Consider the following 18,221-nt stretch of genomic DNA (forward strand, 5'->3'; position numbering starts at 1 on the left):
TTTCGCGAGACGGATTTGTTGTGTATAGTCAATAAATTCGTCTTTTTTAATACATTGAAGAAAAATTTATAAGCAATTAACTATTATCTTACTTAAACGTTTAAATCATGAGATTTTAAACAGTGCATGATATAATTTGCTTAATGCTATAACACAATAAGGAGAATAACCAATGCAAGCTTTTTTAGTAATACTTTTCATGGTAGTAGTGGGGGCAGTGATTGGTGGCGTAACCAACGTAATTGCAATTCGCATGCTATTTCATCCTTATAAGTCTTATTATATTTTTAAAATGCGTATTCCATTTACGCCAGGGCTTATCCCTAAACGTAGAGATGAAATTGCGACGAAAATTGGTCAAGTCATCGAAGAACATCTTATTACTGAGTCCGTTATTCATGATAAATTAAACGAACCGAATACAAGAGCAACGATTAATGAGTTTGTGATAGAGCAAATAGCTAAACTTAGACGTGATGATGCAACGGTTCGAAACTTTGCGCATAGCTTTGATATTGATATCGATCACTTAATTAATGATAAATTAGACGACACAATCTCTAATAAAATGAATCAGTATTATCAAGAACATCGCCATGTGCCTATCGCAGACATTTTACCTGAAGAAGCTATTTCAATGATTGATGATAAGATGGATAACGTTGGCGATTTGCTATGTGAAAGAGCACGTATCTATTTAGCTTCAGATAAAGGCGCTCGCGATATTTACGATATGTTAGATACATTTTTTGCTGAAAAGGGAAAAATCGTTGGGCTGTTACAAATGTTTATGACTAAAGAGAGTATTGCCGACCGAATTCAACATGAATTAATCCGTTTAACAAGTCATCCGAAGGCAAAAGGTATTATCGATCAAGTCATTCATAATGAATATGAAACGTTAAAGAACCAATCTTTAGGACAAGTTGTTAAAGAAGAACAATTTTCAAAAATATCAGAGTCTACAACACAATGGCTAACATCTTATTTAAACTTAAATGACAAAGTTAATACGCCATTTAGCGAATTGGCACCTCAGTTCATTAATTATTTAGAAGCAGAGGTTGCTAATAAAATTACAAATTTAATTGTGGATCAAGCTTCAAAACATGTTTCAACAATTATGGAAAAAATTAATTTACGTAAATTAGTAGAGGATCAGATTAACACATTTGATTTAGATTATATTGAACGTTTAATTATTGAAATCGCTAATAAAGAACTTAAATTAATTATGTCATTAGGCTTTATTTTAGGAGGAATTATTGGTTTCTTCCAAGGTCTAGTCGCAATCTTTGTCTAACGAACCATAATATGTTATGGTAATAAAGAGTTGTCAAAACATCATTACACGAAGGAGTGCAATATAGACATGGCAGTAAATTTATATGATTACGCAAATAATTTAGAACAAGCTTTAAGAGATAGCGATGAATACAAAGCAATTAAAGATGCTTTCTCTAAAGTTAAAAACAATGAAGAATCTAAAAAATTATTCGATGAGTTCCGTGAAACTCAATTAAACTTCCAACAAAAACAAATGCAAGGGGAAGAAATTCCTGAAGAAGATTTAGCAAAAGCTCAAGAACAAGCTCAAGCAATTGAAAAAGACGAAAATATTTCTGAATTAATGCAAGCTGAGCAAAAAATGAGCCAAGTATTCCAAGAAATCAACCAAATCATTGTAAAACCTTTAGATGAAATCTATGCTGACTAATTAATAGTCTAGGTTTTAGATAATGAAATTTTATACAAATACTGATAGAGTAATCTTCAGTCTAAAGCTACAAAACTTTCTAGTTGAAGAAAGTCTTGTAGCTTTTTTTAATATGTCATGTTCATCGACCCAAATAAATAAGATATGATAAAATATATAAATACATAATAGAGACATCTAATCCTAATACTAAGGAGCCTAAACTGATGATTAAATTTATTCACTGTGCGGATTTGCACCTTGATAGTCCTTTCAAATCTAAAAGCCATTTAGCGCCAAAAATTTTCGAAGATGTGCAAAATAGTGCTTATGAAAGTTTTAAAAAAATCGTAGATATTGCTCTAAAAGAAGAAGTAGATTTCCTACTTATTGTAGGAGACTTATTCGATAACGAGAATCGCACGTTGCGTGCTGAAGTGTTTTTAAAAGAACAATTTAAACGTTTAGAAAAAGAACAAATCTTTGTATATATAGTGCATGGGAATCATGACCCGTTAACTGAAAGAATTACTGATGACTGGCCTGACAATGTATCTGTCTTTTCAAATAGAGTTGAAACATATCAAGCAATAACTAAAGAAGGCGAAACGATTAATATACATGGCTTTAGTTATCAAAATAATGCAAGTTATGAGAATAAAATCGATGAATATCCTTCTAGCCAAGGTGCTAACGGCATTCATATTGGTATGCTTCATGGTACATATAGTAAATCAAGTACTAAAGATCGCTACACAGAATTTATATTAGAAGATTTAAAAAGTAAACTTTATCATTATTGGGCATTGGGTCATATCCATGAACGTCAAGAATTAAGCGACATGCCACCAATTCATTATTCAGGCAATATTCAAGGTCGACATTTTGGTGAGCAAGGCGAAAAAGGTTGCTTACTTGTAGAAGGGGATAGTCTAAAACTGACAACAGAATTTATCCCTACCCAATCTATTCGTTTCGATACAGCTACAATTGAGACAGATAAAACGAATAAACAAGGTATCTATGAAGTAGTACAAAATTTTAAAGATAGTGTGCGTTCACAAGGAAAAGCATTCTATAGACTTACTTTAAATATAGATAGTGAAAAGGCGATATCATCTCAAGATATTAGCCAAATCAAAGCAATGATTGATGAGTATGAAGAAAATGAAAACCACTTTATAGTCATTGAAGATTTAATATTTAATTATATTCAAAATGAAGATGCGCCACTTGTGCGAGAATTCTCAAAAGACTTAATTGAGGATACTAAATTGTTTGAAGAAGCAATGACAGAACTATATTTAAATCCAAGAGCTTCCAAATATTTAGAAGATTATACTACGTTCAATAAAGTTGAGTTAGTTGATCGAGCTGAGAAATTATTAAAAGAAGACATGCGAGGTGACAACAATGATCATTAAATCACTTGAGATATATGGTTATGGTAAATTCGTAGAACGAAAGATTACCTTTAACGACGCATTTACTGAAATTTATGGCGAGAATGAAGCAGGTAAATCGACTATTCAAGCCTTTATCCATTCAATATTATTTGGATTTCCAACTAAGAAAGAAAAAGAACCACGTTTAGAACCTCGCATGGGAAATCAATATGGTGGGAAACTTACACTCATCTTTGATGATAAATCTGAAGTTGTCGTCGAACGTATCAAAGGAAGTGCACAAGGGGACGTTAAAGTTTATCTTGAAAATGGGCTTATCCGTGATGAAGCATGGTTAAAAAAGAAATTAAATTATATCTCTAAAAAAACATATCAAGGTATTTTTTCTTTTAATGTTTTAGGTTTACAAGATATTCATCGAAATATGGATGAAAAGCAATTACAAAATTATCTTTTAGAAGCAGGGGCACTAGGCTCGTCTGAATTTACTTCAATGGGAAATATGATTGCGCAAAAGAAAGCAACGCTTTATAAAAAAGCTGGGAAAAATCCAATTTTAAATAAACAAATTGAAGATTTAAAACAGTTAGAAATGCAAATTAGAACTGAAGAAGCGAAGTTAGATGAGTATCATCGTTTAATAGATGACAGAGATAAATCTCAGCGTCATTTATCGCATTTGAAAGATAATTTAACTCAACTTTCTAAAATGCACGAAAGTAAGCAAAAAGAGCTCGCAATTCACCCTCAAGCTCAAGAGTGGAAAAGCTTAGAACAAAAGCTAAATATCGAACCACTTAAATTTCCTGAAAAAGGGATTGAACGATATGAAACGGCTGCCCGTTATAAGCAATCTTTAGAAAAAGATATCAGTATACAAGAAGAAAGATTAAAGAAAGTTGAAAGAGACTTTAATGAGATAGAACTTCCTTCTGAAGAAGCGGTTAAGAACTTCTATCGTTTATCTCAAGAAGAAAATGATATTCAAAAAACTGAAGTAGAGGTTGCATCACTTAATAAAGAAATCGATGCCACTCATAGAGAACAACAAACATTAAAAACAAATTTAGGCTGGCAAGATGTGTATCATGAAACAGATACGTCTGAAGCAATGAAAAATTATGTGAGCCAAAAGATTAAAGAACGTAACGAACAAGAAAGTCAGAAACAACAAATTGAAAGAATCATTGATGAAATAAAAATCGAACAACAAGCGATTGCTAAAGAGATTACATCGCTTGAAAAAGATTTAGTTTCTGAAACGTCGCTTGAAAAGAAAAAGGAATATAATCAACAAAAATTAGAACTTCAAGAAAAAGAAAGCTTATACAATAAATTAAAAGAAACATTTGAACAAGAAAAAGAAAGAAAAAATAAACGTAACTGGTGGTTAAGAGCTAGCTTTATTATTTTAAGTTTAGTTGGATTAGGTTTAACAATCTTTTCATTTGCTACAGCAAATATGGTATTTGGAATAATATTTACTATTCTTACAATATTATTTGTCGTAGGCATTTTCATGACAAAATCAAAAGATGTGGATTATAGCGAAACGTTTAGTGATGAAATTAATAATTTAGAACAACAAATTAAAGAATTAGAAGAAAAATACGATTTAAACTTTGATTTAGATCAACAATATCATCTTCGAGAACGTTGGAATAATGCTAGTAAAAGTAAAAATATCTTAATTAATAAATCGGCACATCAACAAAATTTATTAGATAATACAAACAAAGAATTGAATGAGATATCTAGCAATTTACAAGAAGTTAAGTCAGACATAAAATTACCTGAAAAAATGACCGATGAGTTATTGATAAGTAGTTTCACTACAATGAATCAATTGAAGGCTAATGATAGTCATTTGAAAAACTTAATTCAGCAGCGAGATAAATTAAATCAAAAGCTGACTTTATTCTATGAAAAAGCTCAAAATCAAGTTGCTCATGAATTGACGCACTTCAACAAAGTTTCTTTATTTAATGATATGAAAAAATGGATCTCTACATATGAAGTAAATAAAGAAAAGAAAAATCAATTGCAAAATCAACTTCAGTTATTAGGCAATGAAATAAAGCAATTAAAACTAAGATTAACTGAAAACGAAGAAACAATTCAAAAATTGTTTGAATTTATTAACGTAAACAATGAAACAGATTATTATCAACATTATGAGCAATACCAACAGTATCAACAAAACTTAGTGCGCTTTAATGATTTAACAACTTATTTAGAAAATCATCACTTCTCTTATGAAGATAGCTCTAATTTAAGTAGTAAAACAACGGTTCAAGTGGAAGATGAAGACCAATTATTAGCGCAACAAGTAGATGATTATAATGATCAGTATTTAGAGAAACAAATGGAAGTAAGCGAATTGACTGCGCAAATTAATCAAATGGAGACAGACAAGACATTATCGCAATTACGCCATAACTATCATAGCTTAAAAAATAGAATGAATGATATTGCTAAAGATTGGGCGAGTTTAAGCTATTTAGAAGCGTTAGTAAATGAACACATTAAACAAATTAAAGATAAACGCTTACCACAAGTGATAAATGAAGCAATTAATATCTTTAAATCTTTAACAAATGATAATTATAATTTGATTACTTATGAAAATGATTCAATCATGGTCAAACATCATAATGGACAGATGTATCATCCATTAGAGTTAAGTCAATCAACGAAAGAATTATTATATATAGCGTTAAGAATCAGTTTAATTAAAGTATTACGTCCATATTATCCATTCCCAATCATAATTGATGATGCGTTTGTACATTTTGATAAACAAAGAAAATCAATGATGTTAAACTATTTAAGAGAGTTAGCATATGATTATCAAGTGCTTTACTTTACATGCACAAAAGATACTACGATTCCTTCTAAAGAAATGCTGATATTAAATAAAATAGAGGAAGGCGGTAAACGATGAGAAACGTAGAGAAATTAAATCCAGGAGATTCAGTTGAGAATTTCTTCATGATTCATAGAGCAACCCAAGGTGTTACTGCTCAAGGAAAAGACTACATGACGCTTTTCCTCCAAGATAAAAGTGGCGATATAGAATCAAAATTATGGACGGTTACAAAAGAAGAAATGAAAATTTTAAAACCGGAAGAAATTGTTTGGGTTAAAGGTGATGTTATTAATTACCGAGGTCGCAAACAAATGAAAATCAATCAAATTCGATTGGCTAAACCTGAAGAAGGGTTCAAAACGCAAGATTTTATTGATGGTGCACCTTTGACACCGGCTGAATTACAAGAAGAAATTTCACATTATATTTTAGATATTGAAAATGCAAATTTACAACGTATAACACGTCATTTATTAAAAAAATATCAAGAAAAATTTTTCACTTATCCTGCAGCAAGTTCACATCATCATAATTTTGCGAGTGGTTTAAGTTATCATGTTTTAACAATGTTGCGAATCGCAAAATCATTATGTGATATTTATCCTCTATTAAACCGTAGCTTGCTATATAGTTCTATTATCTTACATGATTTAGGTAAAGTGAGAGAACTCAGCGGTCCTGTAGCGACTACGTATACAGTTGAAGGTAATTTACTTGGTCACATTTCAATCGCAAGTGACGAAGTAGCCGATGCTGCTAAAGAACTTGGTATCGAGGGTGAAGAAGTCATGCTATTACGTCATATGATTTTAGCGCACCATGGTAAAATGGAATTCGGTTCTCCCAAATTACCACATTTAAAAGAAGCCGAAATTTTATTCTTCATCGATAATATTGATGCTAAGATGAATATGTTTGAAAAAGCCTTCAAGAAAACAGAAAAAGGGCAATTTACTGAACGTATCTTTGGTATGGAAAATCGTCAATTCTACAACCCAGAGAAATTAGATTAAAATATAATATCTTGATACAACAAAAGCGATAATTGAAACTTCGATTAGTTTCAATTATCGCTTTTTAATAACTTTTTAGTTTTGAAAATTATGAAGATAAGCCAGCAGATGAGCTATCTTGTTGAGACTGTTGCTGTTTTAATTTATCAGGATTTAAAATTGTGTTTTCAACAGCTTTTTTAATATCTCTGTCTTTGTAGTCAACGTTGTATTCTTTAAGTAAGTCTTTATAAGCATTAGTTAATAATTTAGGATTTTTTTGAACTTTTTGTTCAATAATCTTAGTTTTTAGGCTAGATTTTTCTTTGTTGAAGTCGTCTTCTTTATCGGCTTTAATAATATGGTAACCATAATCTGTTTTTACAACGTCAGATACTTGGCCTTCTTTAAGTTTGAATAAGGCTTTTTCAAAGCTACTTACCATTTGGCCTTTAACTACATAACCTAATGAACCATCTTTTTTAGCACTAGATGAATCCATTGATTCTTTTTTAGCGATTTCTCCAAATTTGCTTGGATTTTTTTCAACTTCTTTTTGGATTTCTTCAGCTTTCGCTTTAGCTTTCTTATCGCTTAAGCCTTCTTTATCGCTGTCACTTGATTTAACTTTAATTAAAATATGTGAAGCTTTTTTAGTGTCATCTTTTATTTCTTTATCAGATACATTAATTTTGTCAGTTAATAATTGTTTTTGATAAGCTGCTAGTTTTTTCTGTTCTTTATAATCATCTAAAGTCATACCTTGTTGTTTAAGCATACTTTCAAATTGGTCTTTACCACCATATTGTTTTTCTTCTTTTTTAATATCATTGTCAATATCTTTAGTATCAACTTTATCTTTATATTTATCAGCTAAAATTTTATTTAATGCAATGCTAAATGAGGTACTTGCGATTTGATCATCGCCAATTTTGTTCAATACATCTTTAACTTTAACATCTCCAGCTTTTGAAGAAATAAGTGTGTTACTTTCCGAATCAGTGGCATGATTACCACAAGCACCTAAAAGCAGGGCACTTGCTGTTACCGGAACAATTAATTTATTCATAATTTTCATAGTTGATAGCTCCTTTTACATTAATAACAACGTAACTATAACATATTCTAAGCGCTTCACCAATTAGAAACCGGCGCAATACTACCAAAGTCGTAGTTCTGATAAGACTTAAGAATTAAAAATTGCCAACAAAGTTCATTAACTCTGTTGGCTTAATATTAATATGTTGAATGGTAGGGCACTTTATTTAAAATACTAATGCCTGTTTGATGTTCTTCAATAAACTGTCCTTCATTTGAAAAAATGATTATTTTTAAATATAAAAAGTCCATTACTGAAATACCTAAATTTAAGGCTAATAAGAACATAAAATAATGTCCATATTCAGGAAAACGTGTAGTTAAAAATATTAAAATACCTGTAATAGTTATAAAAGGCATAACTAGATTTATACAAAAATAAATTTTATGCACAGGTGTACTAACATAAGTATTGAAATACGGTAAATAACGCTTTTTATTTAACTTATGTGCTCTAAAAGACTTTAAATAAGGTAAAAAGAATAACAAGTGAATAGATTTATGAATAGGATACATCATAACCACAAAAAATAATAAAATTAAAAAGTATCTATCTGACAACGGTGTATCCACAAAGTAATACATAATTTCATAGCTTACGAAAAATGCAATAACAGTGGTTACAAAGCTAAGAAATGCTATTCTTGGTACCCCAAAACGAGCGTGAATGTCAATTTGTTGTTTACATAGAAACATATTTCCACCTCTTAATAGGTCATATATACGCTAAGTATTATCTAACTTACCATGGATAAAATCAAGATAATATTTACACTGAATACGTCATAATAAAGAATCTAAAATAATAATGCCTTTTACTTATAAATAAAGAAGCCAGTAAATGAATTTGTAAAAACTCATTTACTGGCTATTTATCTAGAAATTATATTCCAAACCTCTCACTAACTAACAGCAATATTATTTTTTATCCTTTGAAAATGTATTGCTGATTTCTTCACCACGATTTTGTAGATTTTCAATATGTGATTTTAATTTTTCAATGTTAGGATTGATATCTGATTTAAAGTCACCAATTAATGCTTTAAATTCATCACCAATTTCGCTACCATATTGAACACCGTCATTTTTTACTTGTTTACTATAATCAATGATATTATGGAAGCTACGTTTAACTGATTCAATTTCGCGTTCTAATTCTGAACGGGCACCAGTTGGCACTTTAGTACCATTAGTGTCACCTTCAATTACACCACGATCATCACGGTTCATCCATGAAACAGCGACACCAGCTGCTACGCCAACGCCAATACCAAATAATACGCGTGTTACTTTCATATTTATATTCTCCTCACTTAATATCGTCGTTTTAATAAGTTTAAAATTAAATTATTAGTTCAATATCTTAAATTTAATTTTTTTAAAAACTTAATTTAATTCTATATTACCCTTTAAAGACATACAATATGCAGAATTATTCAAATTGAGCTTTAATCTGCTCTGCAATTTCTTTTTTCTTACTGTCATCAATTTCATCTTCATGTGTATTCCACTTATAACCAAAGCCATCGATATCATTCTCATAGCGTGGTAAGAAATGGAAATGAAGGTGGAATACAGATTGATCAGCAAACTCGCCATTATTTTGAATAATATTTAAACCATCAGGATTGAATGCTTTTTTAATAGCATTTGCCACTTTAGGAATTGCAGCACCAATGTGTTTCATTGTTTCTTCGTCTGTTTCAAAAATATTTGGAGAAGCTTTTTTAGGAATTAATAAAGTATGACCTTTAGTAACTTGCGAAATATCTAAAAACGCATATACATAATCATTTTCATATACTTTATAACTTGGAATTTCACCAGTTAAAATTTTACCAAATACTGTTTCTGCCATTTGAATACACTCCTTATGCCTTATTTTACTCAATATTATATCATTACTGTATTAAAATTTCGTTAGTAAGGCATAGCTAACTTTAGTAGTTAGGGAATGATTTTGGTACAATGTAAGTCATGGAGGTGCCTTATGACAGTAAAGGTTGAACATCTTACAGGAGGTTACGGCAAACGTCCTGTAATTGAAGATATTAATTTTGAATTAAAAGAGGGTGAAATCGTAGGCTTAATAGGGCTTAATGGTGCAGGTAAAAGTACAACAATTAAGCATATGTTGGGATTATTAACGCCTATGGAAGGTACGCTCTCTATTTCCAATACAAATATAACTGATGATATCGAAGTTTATCGCAGAAAATTATCATATATACCTGAATCTCCAGTGATTTATGAGGAACTAACATTAGAAGAACATATTGCTATGACGGCTATGGCGTATCAAATCAGTGAAGAAGAAGCTATGAAACGTGCGCGTCCATTACTCAAAACATTTAGATTAGAAAATGAACTTAAAGTATTCCCGAGTCACTTTTCAAAAGGGATGAAACAAAAAGTAATGATTATTTGTGCCTTTATTGTTAATCCCGAACTTTATATTATCGATGAACCATTCTTAGGTCTCGATCCATTAGGTATTCAGTCTATGCTTGATTTAATGGTTGAGAAGAAGAATGAAGGACGCACTGTGTTGATGAGTACACATATTCTTGCGACGGCAGAACGTTATTGTGACCGCTTCATTATTCTTGATAAAGGTAGAGTGGTAGGATTTGGCGATTTAGACCAACTTCGTGAGCAAACAGGCTTACATCACCAGACACTTGATAACATTTATATACATGTCACACAAGGTGGTCAACATACATGAATAAATCAGCTATAGCATTATTTCAGCAGCGCCATAAAGCGATTCGTAAGGAAAAAAACTATTATAATAAGTTTATATTTAATGGGCATTTTTCAGTATTCCTACTCATACTACTTGGTGCGTTTATCCTTGGATATGGGCAATGGTTAAAACATATGCCTACGCACATCGATTATGCGTTATTTGCGAGTCTTGTTTTAGCCATCACATCTATATTTCCCATTAGAACGTTCTTAAAAGATGCTGACCGAATATTCCTTTTACCTTTTGAGAAACACATGAGAGAATATATGAATTTAAGCTTAAGATATAGCTATTTCAACCGTATCATCATTCAACTCGTTTTAATAATTGTGCTATTTCCATTATTCTATAAACTGACTCATGGGTTAAGCTTAGACTACATTCTCTTAATAGTTTTAGTCCTTATCCATCCGTTTCTTGGCTTATTACTAAGATGGAAATGGTATCAAGCACATTTATCAAGTTGGTCACTGAATGTCATCCTATTTGTACTTAATGGATTAGCATATTATCTTGTGCTAGGTCTTCAAATGTACTGGGGAATTATTTTCACAATTATCTTGTTGCTAGCGATTTTCTTACTTCCGAAAATGAAGCACGGCTACTTATTCCCGTGGGAACGTATGATATTAATTGAAGAACGTCATCATACCAATTATTATAAATTCGTTAATATGTTTACTGATGTTAAGCATTTGAAAGAAACAGCAGTAAGACGACAATATTTAGATTTCTTGTTACCCACTCCTAAAGGACAACGTTTTAGTTCAAAAAATATGTATTTATATTTATTTACACGTAGTTTCGTAAGGGGAAGAGATGCCTTTACTATTATCTTAAGATTAGTAGTGATTGCACTTATCTTAATGATTTGGTTATCATTCCCAATTGTAACAGTAATTATTGGAAGCTTATTTATGTACATTATCTTGTTGCAAATGTCTCAATTCTATACACAGCAAGCATATGGACTATGGCCTCAAGTATGGCCGGTATCAGATGCTGAAGTAATTAAAGGTTATGAAAAATTCTTATATCGCTTGATGGTAATGATAGGAGTTATTTTCTCTATAACGTTTATCATCATTTATCCGCAATACTTTATCTTCGCGATTGTCTTCTTTATAGTAGGATGGCTTACAATTCGAAGCACAATCAAAAAACTACAATATCAAGAATCTTTATTAAAAGATTAATAATTAAAAAAGGTTGTCTTAAGTTAGTGAGAACTAAATCTCAGTTAACTAAGACAACCTTTATTTTTAAATTAATCTTTAATTGGATATAAATATCTTTCGAAATAACTAGAATGTTGCGCACTTGAACCAAAGTAATGTCTCAATGCGTCTTTAGAGAAGTAATCTTTAAACGTATCTGATTCTTTAAAGTCTTCATAAGCTTGGCGGTTAACAAAGCCAAAGTATACTTTATAAGTTGTGCCTTCTTCGGGTTTTAAAAAACGATAACTTTTAAAACCAGCGAAATTGTCTAATTTTAAATCTAGATTGGCAAGTCTTTTTTCTAATTGATGTGAATGATCGTCAGATGATGGGATGAATAATGCGGAATAAAAATGTTGATTGTTTAATTCATTGATTTCAACAACTGTATCATAAACAGTAGGGTGCTTTAAAATCGATTTTTCTTCTGTTTCTTCGATGATGACAGAAGAATCATTTGTAGAAAATAAAAATAAATTTCTTTCTGGGTTATTTAATCGAATTTGATTTAAGTAACTATAAGTCCCATAAGTTGTATATATTTTCATGATTCATACCTCCCTTATTGCTTATATTATACGATTAAACAGGGATTGTTGCTATATCAATTATTTATATAATTTAATTATTTTAAAGTCAGAATAGACCTTATTATTAATAGTTTTGTTTATATAAAATAGTTTATAATTACTGTTAAAAGTAATTTTATATTCATTGAATATATATACTAAAGTGCTATGTCATTTTTATGACATTTAATGTAGTATAAACGATAAAATTAACATGATATGATATTATAGATAAGAATGATTATAATTTAGGAGGATATTATGGTGCATAATAAAAATAATACGATTTTACAAACAATTAAAGGTGAACAGACATCCCATACACCTGTATGGTTTATGCGCCAAGCTGGAAGATCTCAACCCGAATATCGTAAATTGAAAGAGAAATATTCTTTATTTGAGATTACACACCAACCAGAATTATGTGCTTATGTAACACATTTACCAGTAGATAACTACAATACGGATGCAGCCGTCCTATATAAAGATATTATGACACCACTTAAACCAATAGGGGTGGATGTGGAAATTAAATCAGGGATTGGTCCAGTTATTCATAATCCAATTAAATCAGTTAAAGATGTAGAAAAACTTACGCAAATAGATCCTAAAAGAGATGTACCTTATGTATTAGAAACGATTAAGATTCTTACGCAAGAGAAATTAAATGTTCCATTAATCGGTTTTACTGGTGCACCATTTACACTAGCTTCATACATGATAGAAGGCGGGCCTTCTAAAAATTATAACTTTACGAAAGCCATGATGTATGGGGATGAAGAAACGTGGTTTGCGTTAATGAATCATCTTGTAGAAATTTCTATTGATTACGTGGCAGCTCAAGTTGAAGCAGGTGCTGAATTGATTCAAATCTTTGATTCATGGGTAGGTGCACTTAACGTTCAAGATTATCGCTATTATATTAAACCTTCTATGGAACAATTGATTAACGGTATTAAAGCACGTTATGATGTGCCGGTTATTCTATTCGGCGTTGGAGCAAGCCACTTAATTAACGAATGGAACGATTTACCAATTGATGTTTTAGGTTTAGATTGGCGTACATCAATTACACAAGCAAATCAATTAGGTGTTAATAAAACGCTTCAAGGTAATTTAGATCCATCTTTATTACTTGCCCCTTGGGAAGTTCTTGAGAAAAGAATTAAATCAATCCTTGACGAGGGATTAGAAAGAGGTAAACATATCTTTAACTTGGGACACGGTGTTTTTCCAGATGTTCAACCAGATACACTTAAGCGTGTGACACAATTTGTACATGACTACACACAAAAGTAAGAACTGTTAATAAAGAAATTTATTATTAAAGGGAAGGTTTTAAATAATGACTAAAACAGTAGGTTTATTAGTTATGGCGTATGGCACACCATATAAAGAAAGTGATATTGAGCCATATTATACAGATATTAGACATGGTAAAAGACCATCTGAAGAAGAACTTCAAGACTTAAAAGATCGCTATGAATTTATTGGAGGACTTTCTCCATTAGCGGGCACAACAGATCGTCAAGCTGAGGCATTAAGAGATGCTTTAAACGACGCATATGAGAATGTAGAATTTAAATTGTATTTAGGGTTAAAACACATTTCTCCATATATTGAAGAGGCAGTTGAAAAAATGAACAAAGATGGTATTGAAGAAGCGGTAACTGTAGTACTAGCGCCTCATTATTCAAGCTTCTCAGTAGGTTCTTATAATAAACGTGCAAAAGAAGAAGCGGATAAATACCGTATTAAACTTTATCACGTTGAACATTACTATCAACAACCTAAATTTATTGAATATTGGACTAATAAAATCAATGAAACGTTAGAACAAATTCCTAGTGAAGAACATGATGACACAGTATTAGTCGTATCTGCACATAGTTTACCTAAGGGTCTTATCGAAAGAAATAATGATCCTTATCCTGATGAACTACAAGATACAATGAACCGCTTAGCATCTTCATCTAATATTTTACATGTAGCACAAGGCTGGCAATCTGAAGGACATACAGGCACGCCATGGTTAGGGCCTGACGTTCAAGATTTAACACGTGAACTTTACAATGAACATCACTATAAAAACTTTATCTATACCCCAGTTGGTTTTGTATGTGAACATTTAGAAGTTTTATATGATAACGATTATGAATGTAAAGTGGTATGTGAAGAATTAGGTGCAAATTATTATCGCCCAGATATGCCAGATACGCATCCATTATTTATTGGTGCAATCGTCGATGAAGTAAAAACAGTTTTTTAATAAAGGAAGGGACTCATAGTGAGTAAAAAAGTTGCAATCATAGGTGCTGGAATTACTGGATTAGCTAGCGCATATTATTTAAAACATTATAAACCAGAGATGGATGTAACTATTTTTGAAGCAACTCAAAGACCTGGTGGTAAAATTCAAACTTATCGTAAAGATGGCTATACGATTGAACTTGGGCCAGAATCTTATTTAGGTCGTAAGACGATTATGACAGATATTGCTAAAGATATCGGTTTAGAAGATGATCTAATCACTAACCAAACAGGTCAGTCTTACATTTTTGCGAAGAATAAACTTTATCCTATTCCTGGTGGCTCAATCATGGGCATACCAACAGATATTAAACCATTCCTTAAAACACGATTAATCTCTCCAATTGGAAAGTTAAGAGCAGGTTTAGACTTATTTAAATCTCCAATTCAAATGGATGATGATATTTCAGTAGGGGAATTCTTTAGACGTCGCTTAGGAAATGAAATTCTTGAAAATCTAATCGAACCACTTATGGGTGGAATTTATGGTACAGACATAGATCATTTAAGTCTAATGAGTACGTTTCCTAATTTTAAAGAAAAAGAAGAAGAATTCGGCAGTTTAATTAGAGGAATGCAACATGAAAAGGCAGAGCGCATCAAGCAGCGTCAATTATATCCAGGTGCACCTAAAGGTCAATTTAAGCAATTTAGACACGGATTAAGCTCTTTTATTGTAGCATTAGAACAAGATGTGAGATCTAAAGGCGTAATCATTCGATACAATACGCCTGTTGAAGATATAAAAATTCATGAAGATAATTATGAAATAATTACCAATAGCGGAAGCGAACAATTCGATGGTCTCTTAGTCACAACACCGCATCACACGTTCATGAAATGGTTTAATCACGATCAAGCATTTAATTACTTTAATTCGATGGATTCAACTACAGTAGCGACTGTTGTATTTGCATTTGATGAGAAGAATATCGAGAACACGTACGATGGCACAGGATTTGTAATTGCACGAACAAGTAATACAGATATTACTGCTTGTACATGGACGACAAAAAAATGGCCATTTACAACACCTAAAGGCAAAGTATTAATACGTGCGTATGTAGGTAAACCTGGAGATACCGTAGTAGATGATCATACGGATGAAGAAATAGCGATGATTGCTCGTCGTGATTTAAATAAAATGATGACATTTAAAGGCGACCCAGATTTTACTATTGTTAATCGTTTGCCGAAAAGTATGCCACAATACCACATTGGTCATATTAAACAAATACGTGAAATTCAAAATCATGTAAAATTGACTTATAAAGGTTTACGAATTACTGGTGCACCTTTTGAAGCAGTTGGGCTACCTGATTGTATCCAACAAGGGAAAAATGCAGTTGAAGAACTTATAGATGAATTATAAATGTAAAATAGTTGAACACTTTTTAGAGAATTAAACCTCCTCTTTAAAGTGTTTTATTTTAAGGTGTGTTTAAATAAAGTTAAGCTAAATAATCAATTATAGAATAGGAGGATAAATAATGACGAATGTAATTATTATTCACTCAAGTTTAGGGGATTCTCACAATCATTGGTATGAGTGGCTACAACATAATTTGAAATTAGAAGGATATAATGTTCCGCTGTTTCATATAGAGAAAGATAATGAACATAATATTCAGCAATGGGTCAAAGAAATAAATAAGCAAATTAAAATTCCTAGCTCAGATACATATTTTGTTACGCATGGATTTGGATCTATAGCAGCATTAAAATACATTGAAAGTTTAGAAGTTGAAAAACCATTAGAAGGATTTTTCAGTATAGCTGGTTTTAAAGAAGATGCTGTGGATATAGACGAGAATATTAATATCGATCCAATAGATATTGATTATTCTACAATTAAAAGTAAAGTGAAACGTTTCTATGGATTAGCGTCTAAAACGGATCAATATGTGTCATATAAAGAAACTGAGAAATTACTTGAAACATTGGGTGGTCATATGAGAATCGTAGAAGAGGGCGGTCATTTTCTTGAAGAAGAAGGATTTGTTTCTTTCACTGAACTACAAGAAAGAATGCAAACTTATATGACAAGATAATTTAGAGTGATTATTAATTAAATAGTGGAGATACATCATCGTTTTGCCTTATCTATAATCATTATAATAAAGGTTAAACGATGATTTTTATGCGAAAAAGTAGCATTTTATAGGGCATTAGCGAGGAAATTAATATCCAATTCGTATATTTAATTAAAATTTTCTAAGTGTAGCGTTTTTTTACACAAAATACTTTATAATTGTTATTGACTATAAAGTTCATAGTATATATACTAATAAAGTATTCAAAAGAGCGGTGCTTAAAAAGCAATTATCGCATAAATATATAAAGCTTAAATTAATTAAATGTAAAATTTAATTAAAAAAAGTATTGATACTACTAAGACTTAAATGATATACTAATAAAGTACTTGATTTTAAGAAACCAAATAATATTAGCGCGGGATGGAGCAGTTCGGTAGCTCGTCGGGCTCATAACCCGAAGGTCGGTGGTTCAAATCCGCCTCCCGCAATACATAATTTAGTAGGTCTCGTAGTGTAGCGGTTAACACGCCTGCCTGTCACGCAGGAGATCGCGGGTTCGATTCCCGTCGAGACCGCCATTACTTACTTATTATGGTTCAGTAGCTCAGTTGGTAGAGCAATGGATTGAAGCTCCATGTGTCGGCAGTTCGACTCTGTCCTGAACCATTTACACTTTGGCGGTTGTGGCGAAGTGGTTAACGCATCGGATTGTGGTTCCGACACTCGAGGGTTCGATTCCCTTCAACCGCCCCATAATCGTTTACTACGCGGGTGTAGTTTAATGGCAAAACCTCAGCCTTCCAAGCTGATGTTGTGGGTTCGATTCCCATCACCCGCTCCATTATTAACATTATTCCACAGTAGCTCAGTGGTAGAGCTATCGGCTGTTAACCGATCGGTCGTAGGTTCGAATCCTACCTGTGGAGCCATGGCTCCTTGGTCAAGCGGTTAAGACACCGCCCTTTCACGGCGGTAACACGGGTTCGAGTCCCGTAGGAGTCATCCAAACAGAAGTGAAATATCGCTTCTGTTTTTTTATTTATACAATTTTATAATGGGGAGAGTTGTCCGAGTCTGGCCGAAGGAGCACGCCTGGAAAGTGTGTAAACGCCACAAGCGTTTCAAGGGTTCGAATCCCTTACTCTCCATATTAAAGCTCAGAATGGTTGTTACATTCTGGGTTTATTTTTTAGAGTAAATAAAAGTAACACAGCTTGATTATTTTATAAAAATATTATATTATAAATTTGTCAACGACAGTGCGTGGACTATT

16 protein-coding genes and 8 tRNA genes are annotated in these 18,221 nt (G+C 31.8%); 19 read left to right on the forward strand and 5 right to left on the reverse strand.

The genetic code is table 11. The features are described 5' to 3' along the window. The first annotated feature begins 172 nt into the window (after window positions 1-172). The 5 genes from CD128_RS00725 (at window position 173) to yhaM (ending at window position 6,984) form a co-directional block, all read left to right on the forward strand. Window positions 173-1,303, forward strand: coding sequence for a DUF445 domain-containing protein (locus tag CD128_RS00725; protein WP_103328193.1), 1,131 nt, complete (start codon window positions 173-175; stop codon window positions 1,301-1,303). 69 nt (window positions 1,304-1,372) lie between these two features. Then, window positions 1,373-1,717, forward strand: coding sequence for a YlbF/YmcA family competence regulator (locus tag CD128_RS00730; RefSeq protein WP_103328194.1), 345 nt, complete (start codon window positions 1,373-1,375; stop codon window positions 1,715-1,717). 206 nt (window positions 1,718-1,923) lie between these two features. Beyond that, window positions 1,924-3,120, forward strand: coding sequence for a metallophosphoesterase family protein (locus CD128_RS00735; protein ID WP_103328195.1), 1,197 nt, complete (start codon window positions 1,924-1,926; stop codon window positions 3,118-3,120). Further along, a complete protein-coding gene (locus CD128_RS00740; protein ID WP_103328196.1) occupies window positions 3,110-6,046 on the forward strand; it encodes an ATP-binding protein in 2,937 nt (978 codons plus the stop codon). Before CD128_RS00735 ends, CD128_RS00740 begins: the two co-directional genes overlap by 11 nt. Then, window positions 6,043-6,984 (forward strand): 3'-5' exoribonuclease YhaM, encoded by a 942-nt coding sequence (gene yhaM, locus CD128_RS00745; RefSeq protein WP_103328197.1) that lies wholly within the window; start codon window positions 6,043-6,045, stop codon window positions 6,982-6,984. Before CD128_RS00740 ends, yhaM begins: the two co-directional genes overlap by 4 nt. 88 nt (window positions 6,985-7,072) lie before the next feature. On the opposite strand, the gene prsA is transcribed toward yhaM, so the two are convergent. The 4 genes from prsA to CD128_RS00765 all read right to left on the reverse strand — a co-directional run bounded on the left by prsA (window position 7,073) and on the right by CD128_RS00765 (window position 9,919). Further along, window positions 7,073-8,041, reverse strand: a complete 969-nt coding sequence (gene prsA, locus CD128_RS00750) for a peptidylprolyl isomerase PrsA (RefSeq protein ID WP_103328198.1) — start codon at window positions 8,039-8,041, stop codon at window positions 7,073-7,075. A gap of 158 nt (window positions 8,042-8,199) precedes the next feature. Further along, on the reverse strand, window positions 8,200-8,757 hold the full coding sequence (locus CD128_RS00755; protein ID WP_103328199.1) for a DUF3267 domain-containing protein: 558 nt from the start codon (window positions 8,755-8,757) through the stop codon (window positions 8,200-8,202). Window positions 8,758-8,979: 222 nt separating this feature from the next. After that, complete coding sequence (locus CD128_RS00760; RefSeq protein WP_103328200.1) at window positions 8,980-9,357, reverse strand: YtxH domain-containing protein; 378 nt, start codon at window positions 9,355-9,357, stop codon at window positions 8,980-8,982. A 136-nt stretch (window positions 9,358-9,493) separates the two neighbouring features. Then, on the reverse strand, window positions 9,494-9,919 hold the full coding sequence (locus tag CD128_RS00765; RefSeq protein WP_103328201.1) for an HIT family protein: 426 nt from the start codon (window positions 9,917-9,919) through the stop codon (window positions 9,494-9,496). 132 nt (window positions 9,920-10,051) lie between these two features. On the opposite strand from CD128_RS00765, the gene ecsA reads away from it, so the two are divergent. Next, complete coding sequence (ecsA, locus tag CD128_RS00770) at window positions 10,052-10,789, forward strand: ABC transporter ATP-binding protein EcsA (protein ID WP_103328202.1); 738 nt, start codon at window positions 10,052-10,054, stop codon at window positions 10,787-10,789. Further along, a complete protein-coding gene (ecsB, locus tag CD128_RS00775; RefSeq protein WP_103328203.1) occupies window positions 10,786-12,009 on the forward strand; it encodes an ABC transporter permease EcsB in 1,224 nt (407 codons plus the stop codon). The genes ecsA and ecsB overlap by 4 nt, the downstream gene beginning before the upstream one ends. A gap of 71 nt (window positions 12,010-12,080) precedes the next feature. On the opposite strand, the gene CD128_RS00780 is transcribed toward ecsB, so the two are convergent. Next, window positions 12,081-12,581, reverse strand: coding sequence for an antibiotic biosynthesis monooxygenase (locus CD128_RS00780; RefSeq protein WP_103328204.1), 501 nt, complete (start codon window positions 12,579-12,581; stop codon window positions 12,081-12,083). Between the two features lie 282 nt (window positions 12,582-12,863). Between CD128_RS00780 and hemE the strand changes: the two genes are divergently transcribed. The 12 genes from hemE (at window position 12,864) to CD128_RS00840 (ending at window position 18,096) form a co-directional block, all read left to right on the forward strand. Further along, complete coding sequence (gene hemE, locus CD128_RS00785; protein WP_103328205.1) at window positions 12,864-13,901, forward strand: uroporphyrinogen decarboxylase; 1,038 nt, start codon at window positions 12,864-12,866, stop codon at window positions 13,899-13,901. 46 nt (window positions 13,902-13,947) lie between these two features. Continuing rightward, window positions 13,948-14,871: a ferrochelatase gene (gene hemH / locus CD128_RS00790; protein WP_103328206.1), complete on the forward strand. Its 924-nt coding sequence runs from the start codon at window positions 13,948-13,950 to the stop codon at window positions 14,869-14,871. Window positions 14,872-14,889: 18 nt separating this feature from the next. Then, window positions 14,890-16,284: a protoporphyrinogen oxidase gene (gene hemY, locus CD128_RS00795; protein WP_103328207.1), complete on the forward strand. Its 1,395-nt coding sequence runs from the start codon at window positions 14,890-14,892 to the stop codon at window positions 16,282-16,284. A gap of 118 nt (window positions 16,285-16,402) precedes the next feature. Then, on the forward strand, window positions 16,403-16,963 hold the full coding sequence (locus CD128_RS00800; RefSeq protein ID WP_103328208.1) for an RBBP9/YdeN family alpha/beta hydrolase: 561 nt from the start codon (window positions 16,403-16,405) through the stop codon (window positions 16,961-16,963). A gap of 399 nt (window positions 16,964-17,362) precedes the next feature. Beyond that, window positions 17,363-17,436 (forward strand) — tRNA-Met (locus CD128_RS00805). Between the two features lie 14 nt (window positions 17,437-17,450). Further along, window positions 17,451-17,526 (forward strand) — tRNA-Asp (locus CD128_RS00810). Between the two features lie 15 nt (window positions 17,527-17,541). Next, window positions 17,542-17,614: transfer RNA gene (locus tag CD128_RS00815), tRNA-Phe, on the forward strand. A gap of 11 nt (window positions 17,615-17,625) precedes the next feature. Beyond that, window positions 17,626-17,701: transfer RNA gene (locus tag CD128_RS00820), tRNA-His, on the forward strand. A 14-nt stretch (window positions 17,702-17,715) separates the two neighbouring features. Beyond that, a tRNA-Gly gene (locus tag CD128_RS00825) sits at window positions 17,716-17,789 on the forward strand. 13 nt (window positions 17,790-17,802) lie between these two features. Further along, window positions 17,803-17,877 (forward strand) — tRNA-Asn (locus CD128_RS00830). Between the two features lies 1 nt (window position 17,878). Then, window positions 17,879-17,950, forward strand: a tRNA-Glu gene (locus tag CD128_RS00835). A 56-nt stretch (window positions 17,951-18,006) separates the two neighbouring features. Then, a tRNA-Ser gene (locus CD128_RS00840) sits at window positions 18,007-18,096 on the forward strand. The last annotated feature ends 125 nt before the right edge of the window (window positions 18,097-18,221 follow it).

It is taken from the genome of Staphylococcus croceilyticus (assembly GCF_002902575.1).
In the GTDB taxonomy this organism is placed as follows: Bacteria; Bacillota; Bacilli; order Staphylococcales; family Staphylococcaceae; genus Staphylococcus; species Staphylococcus croceilyticus.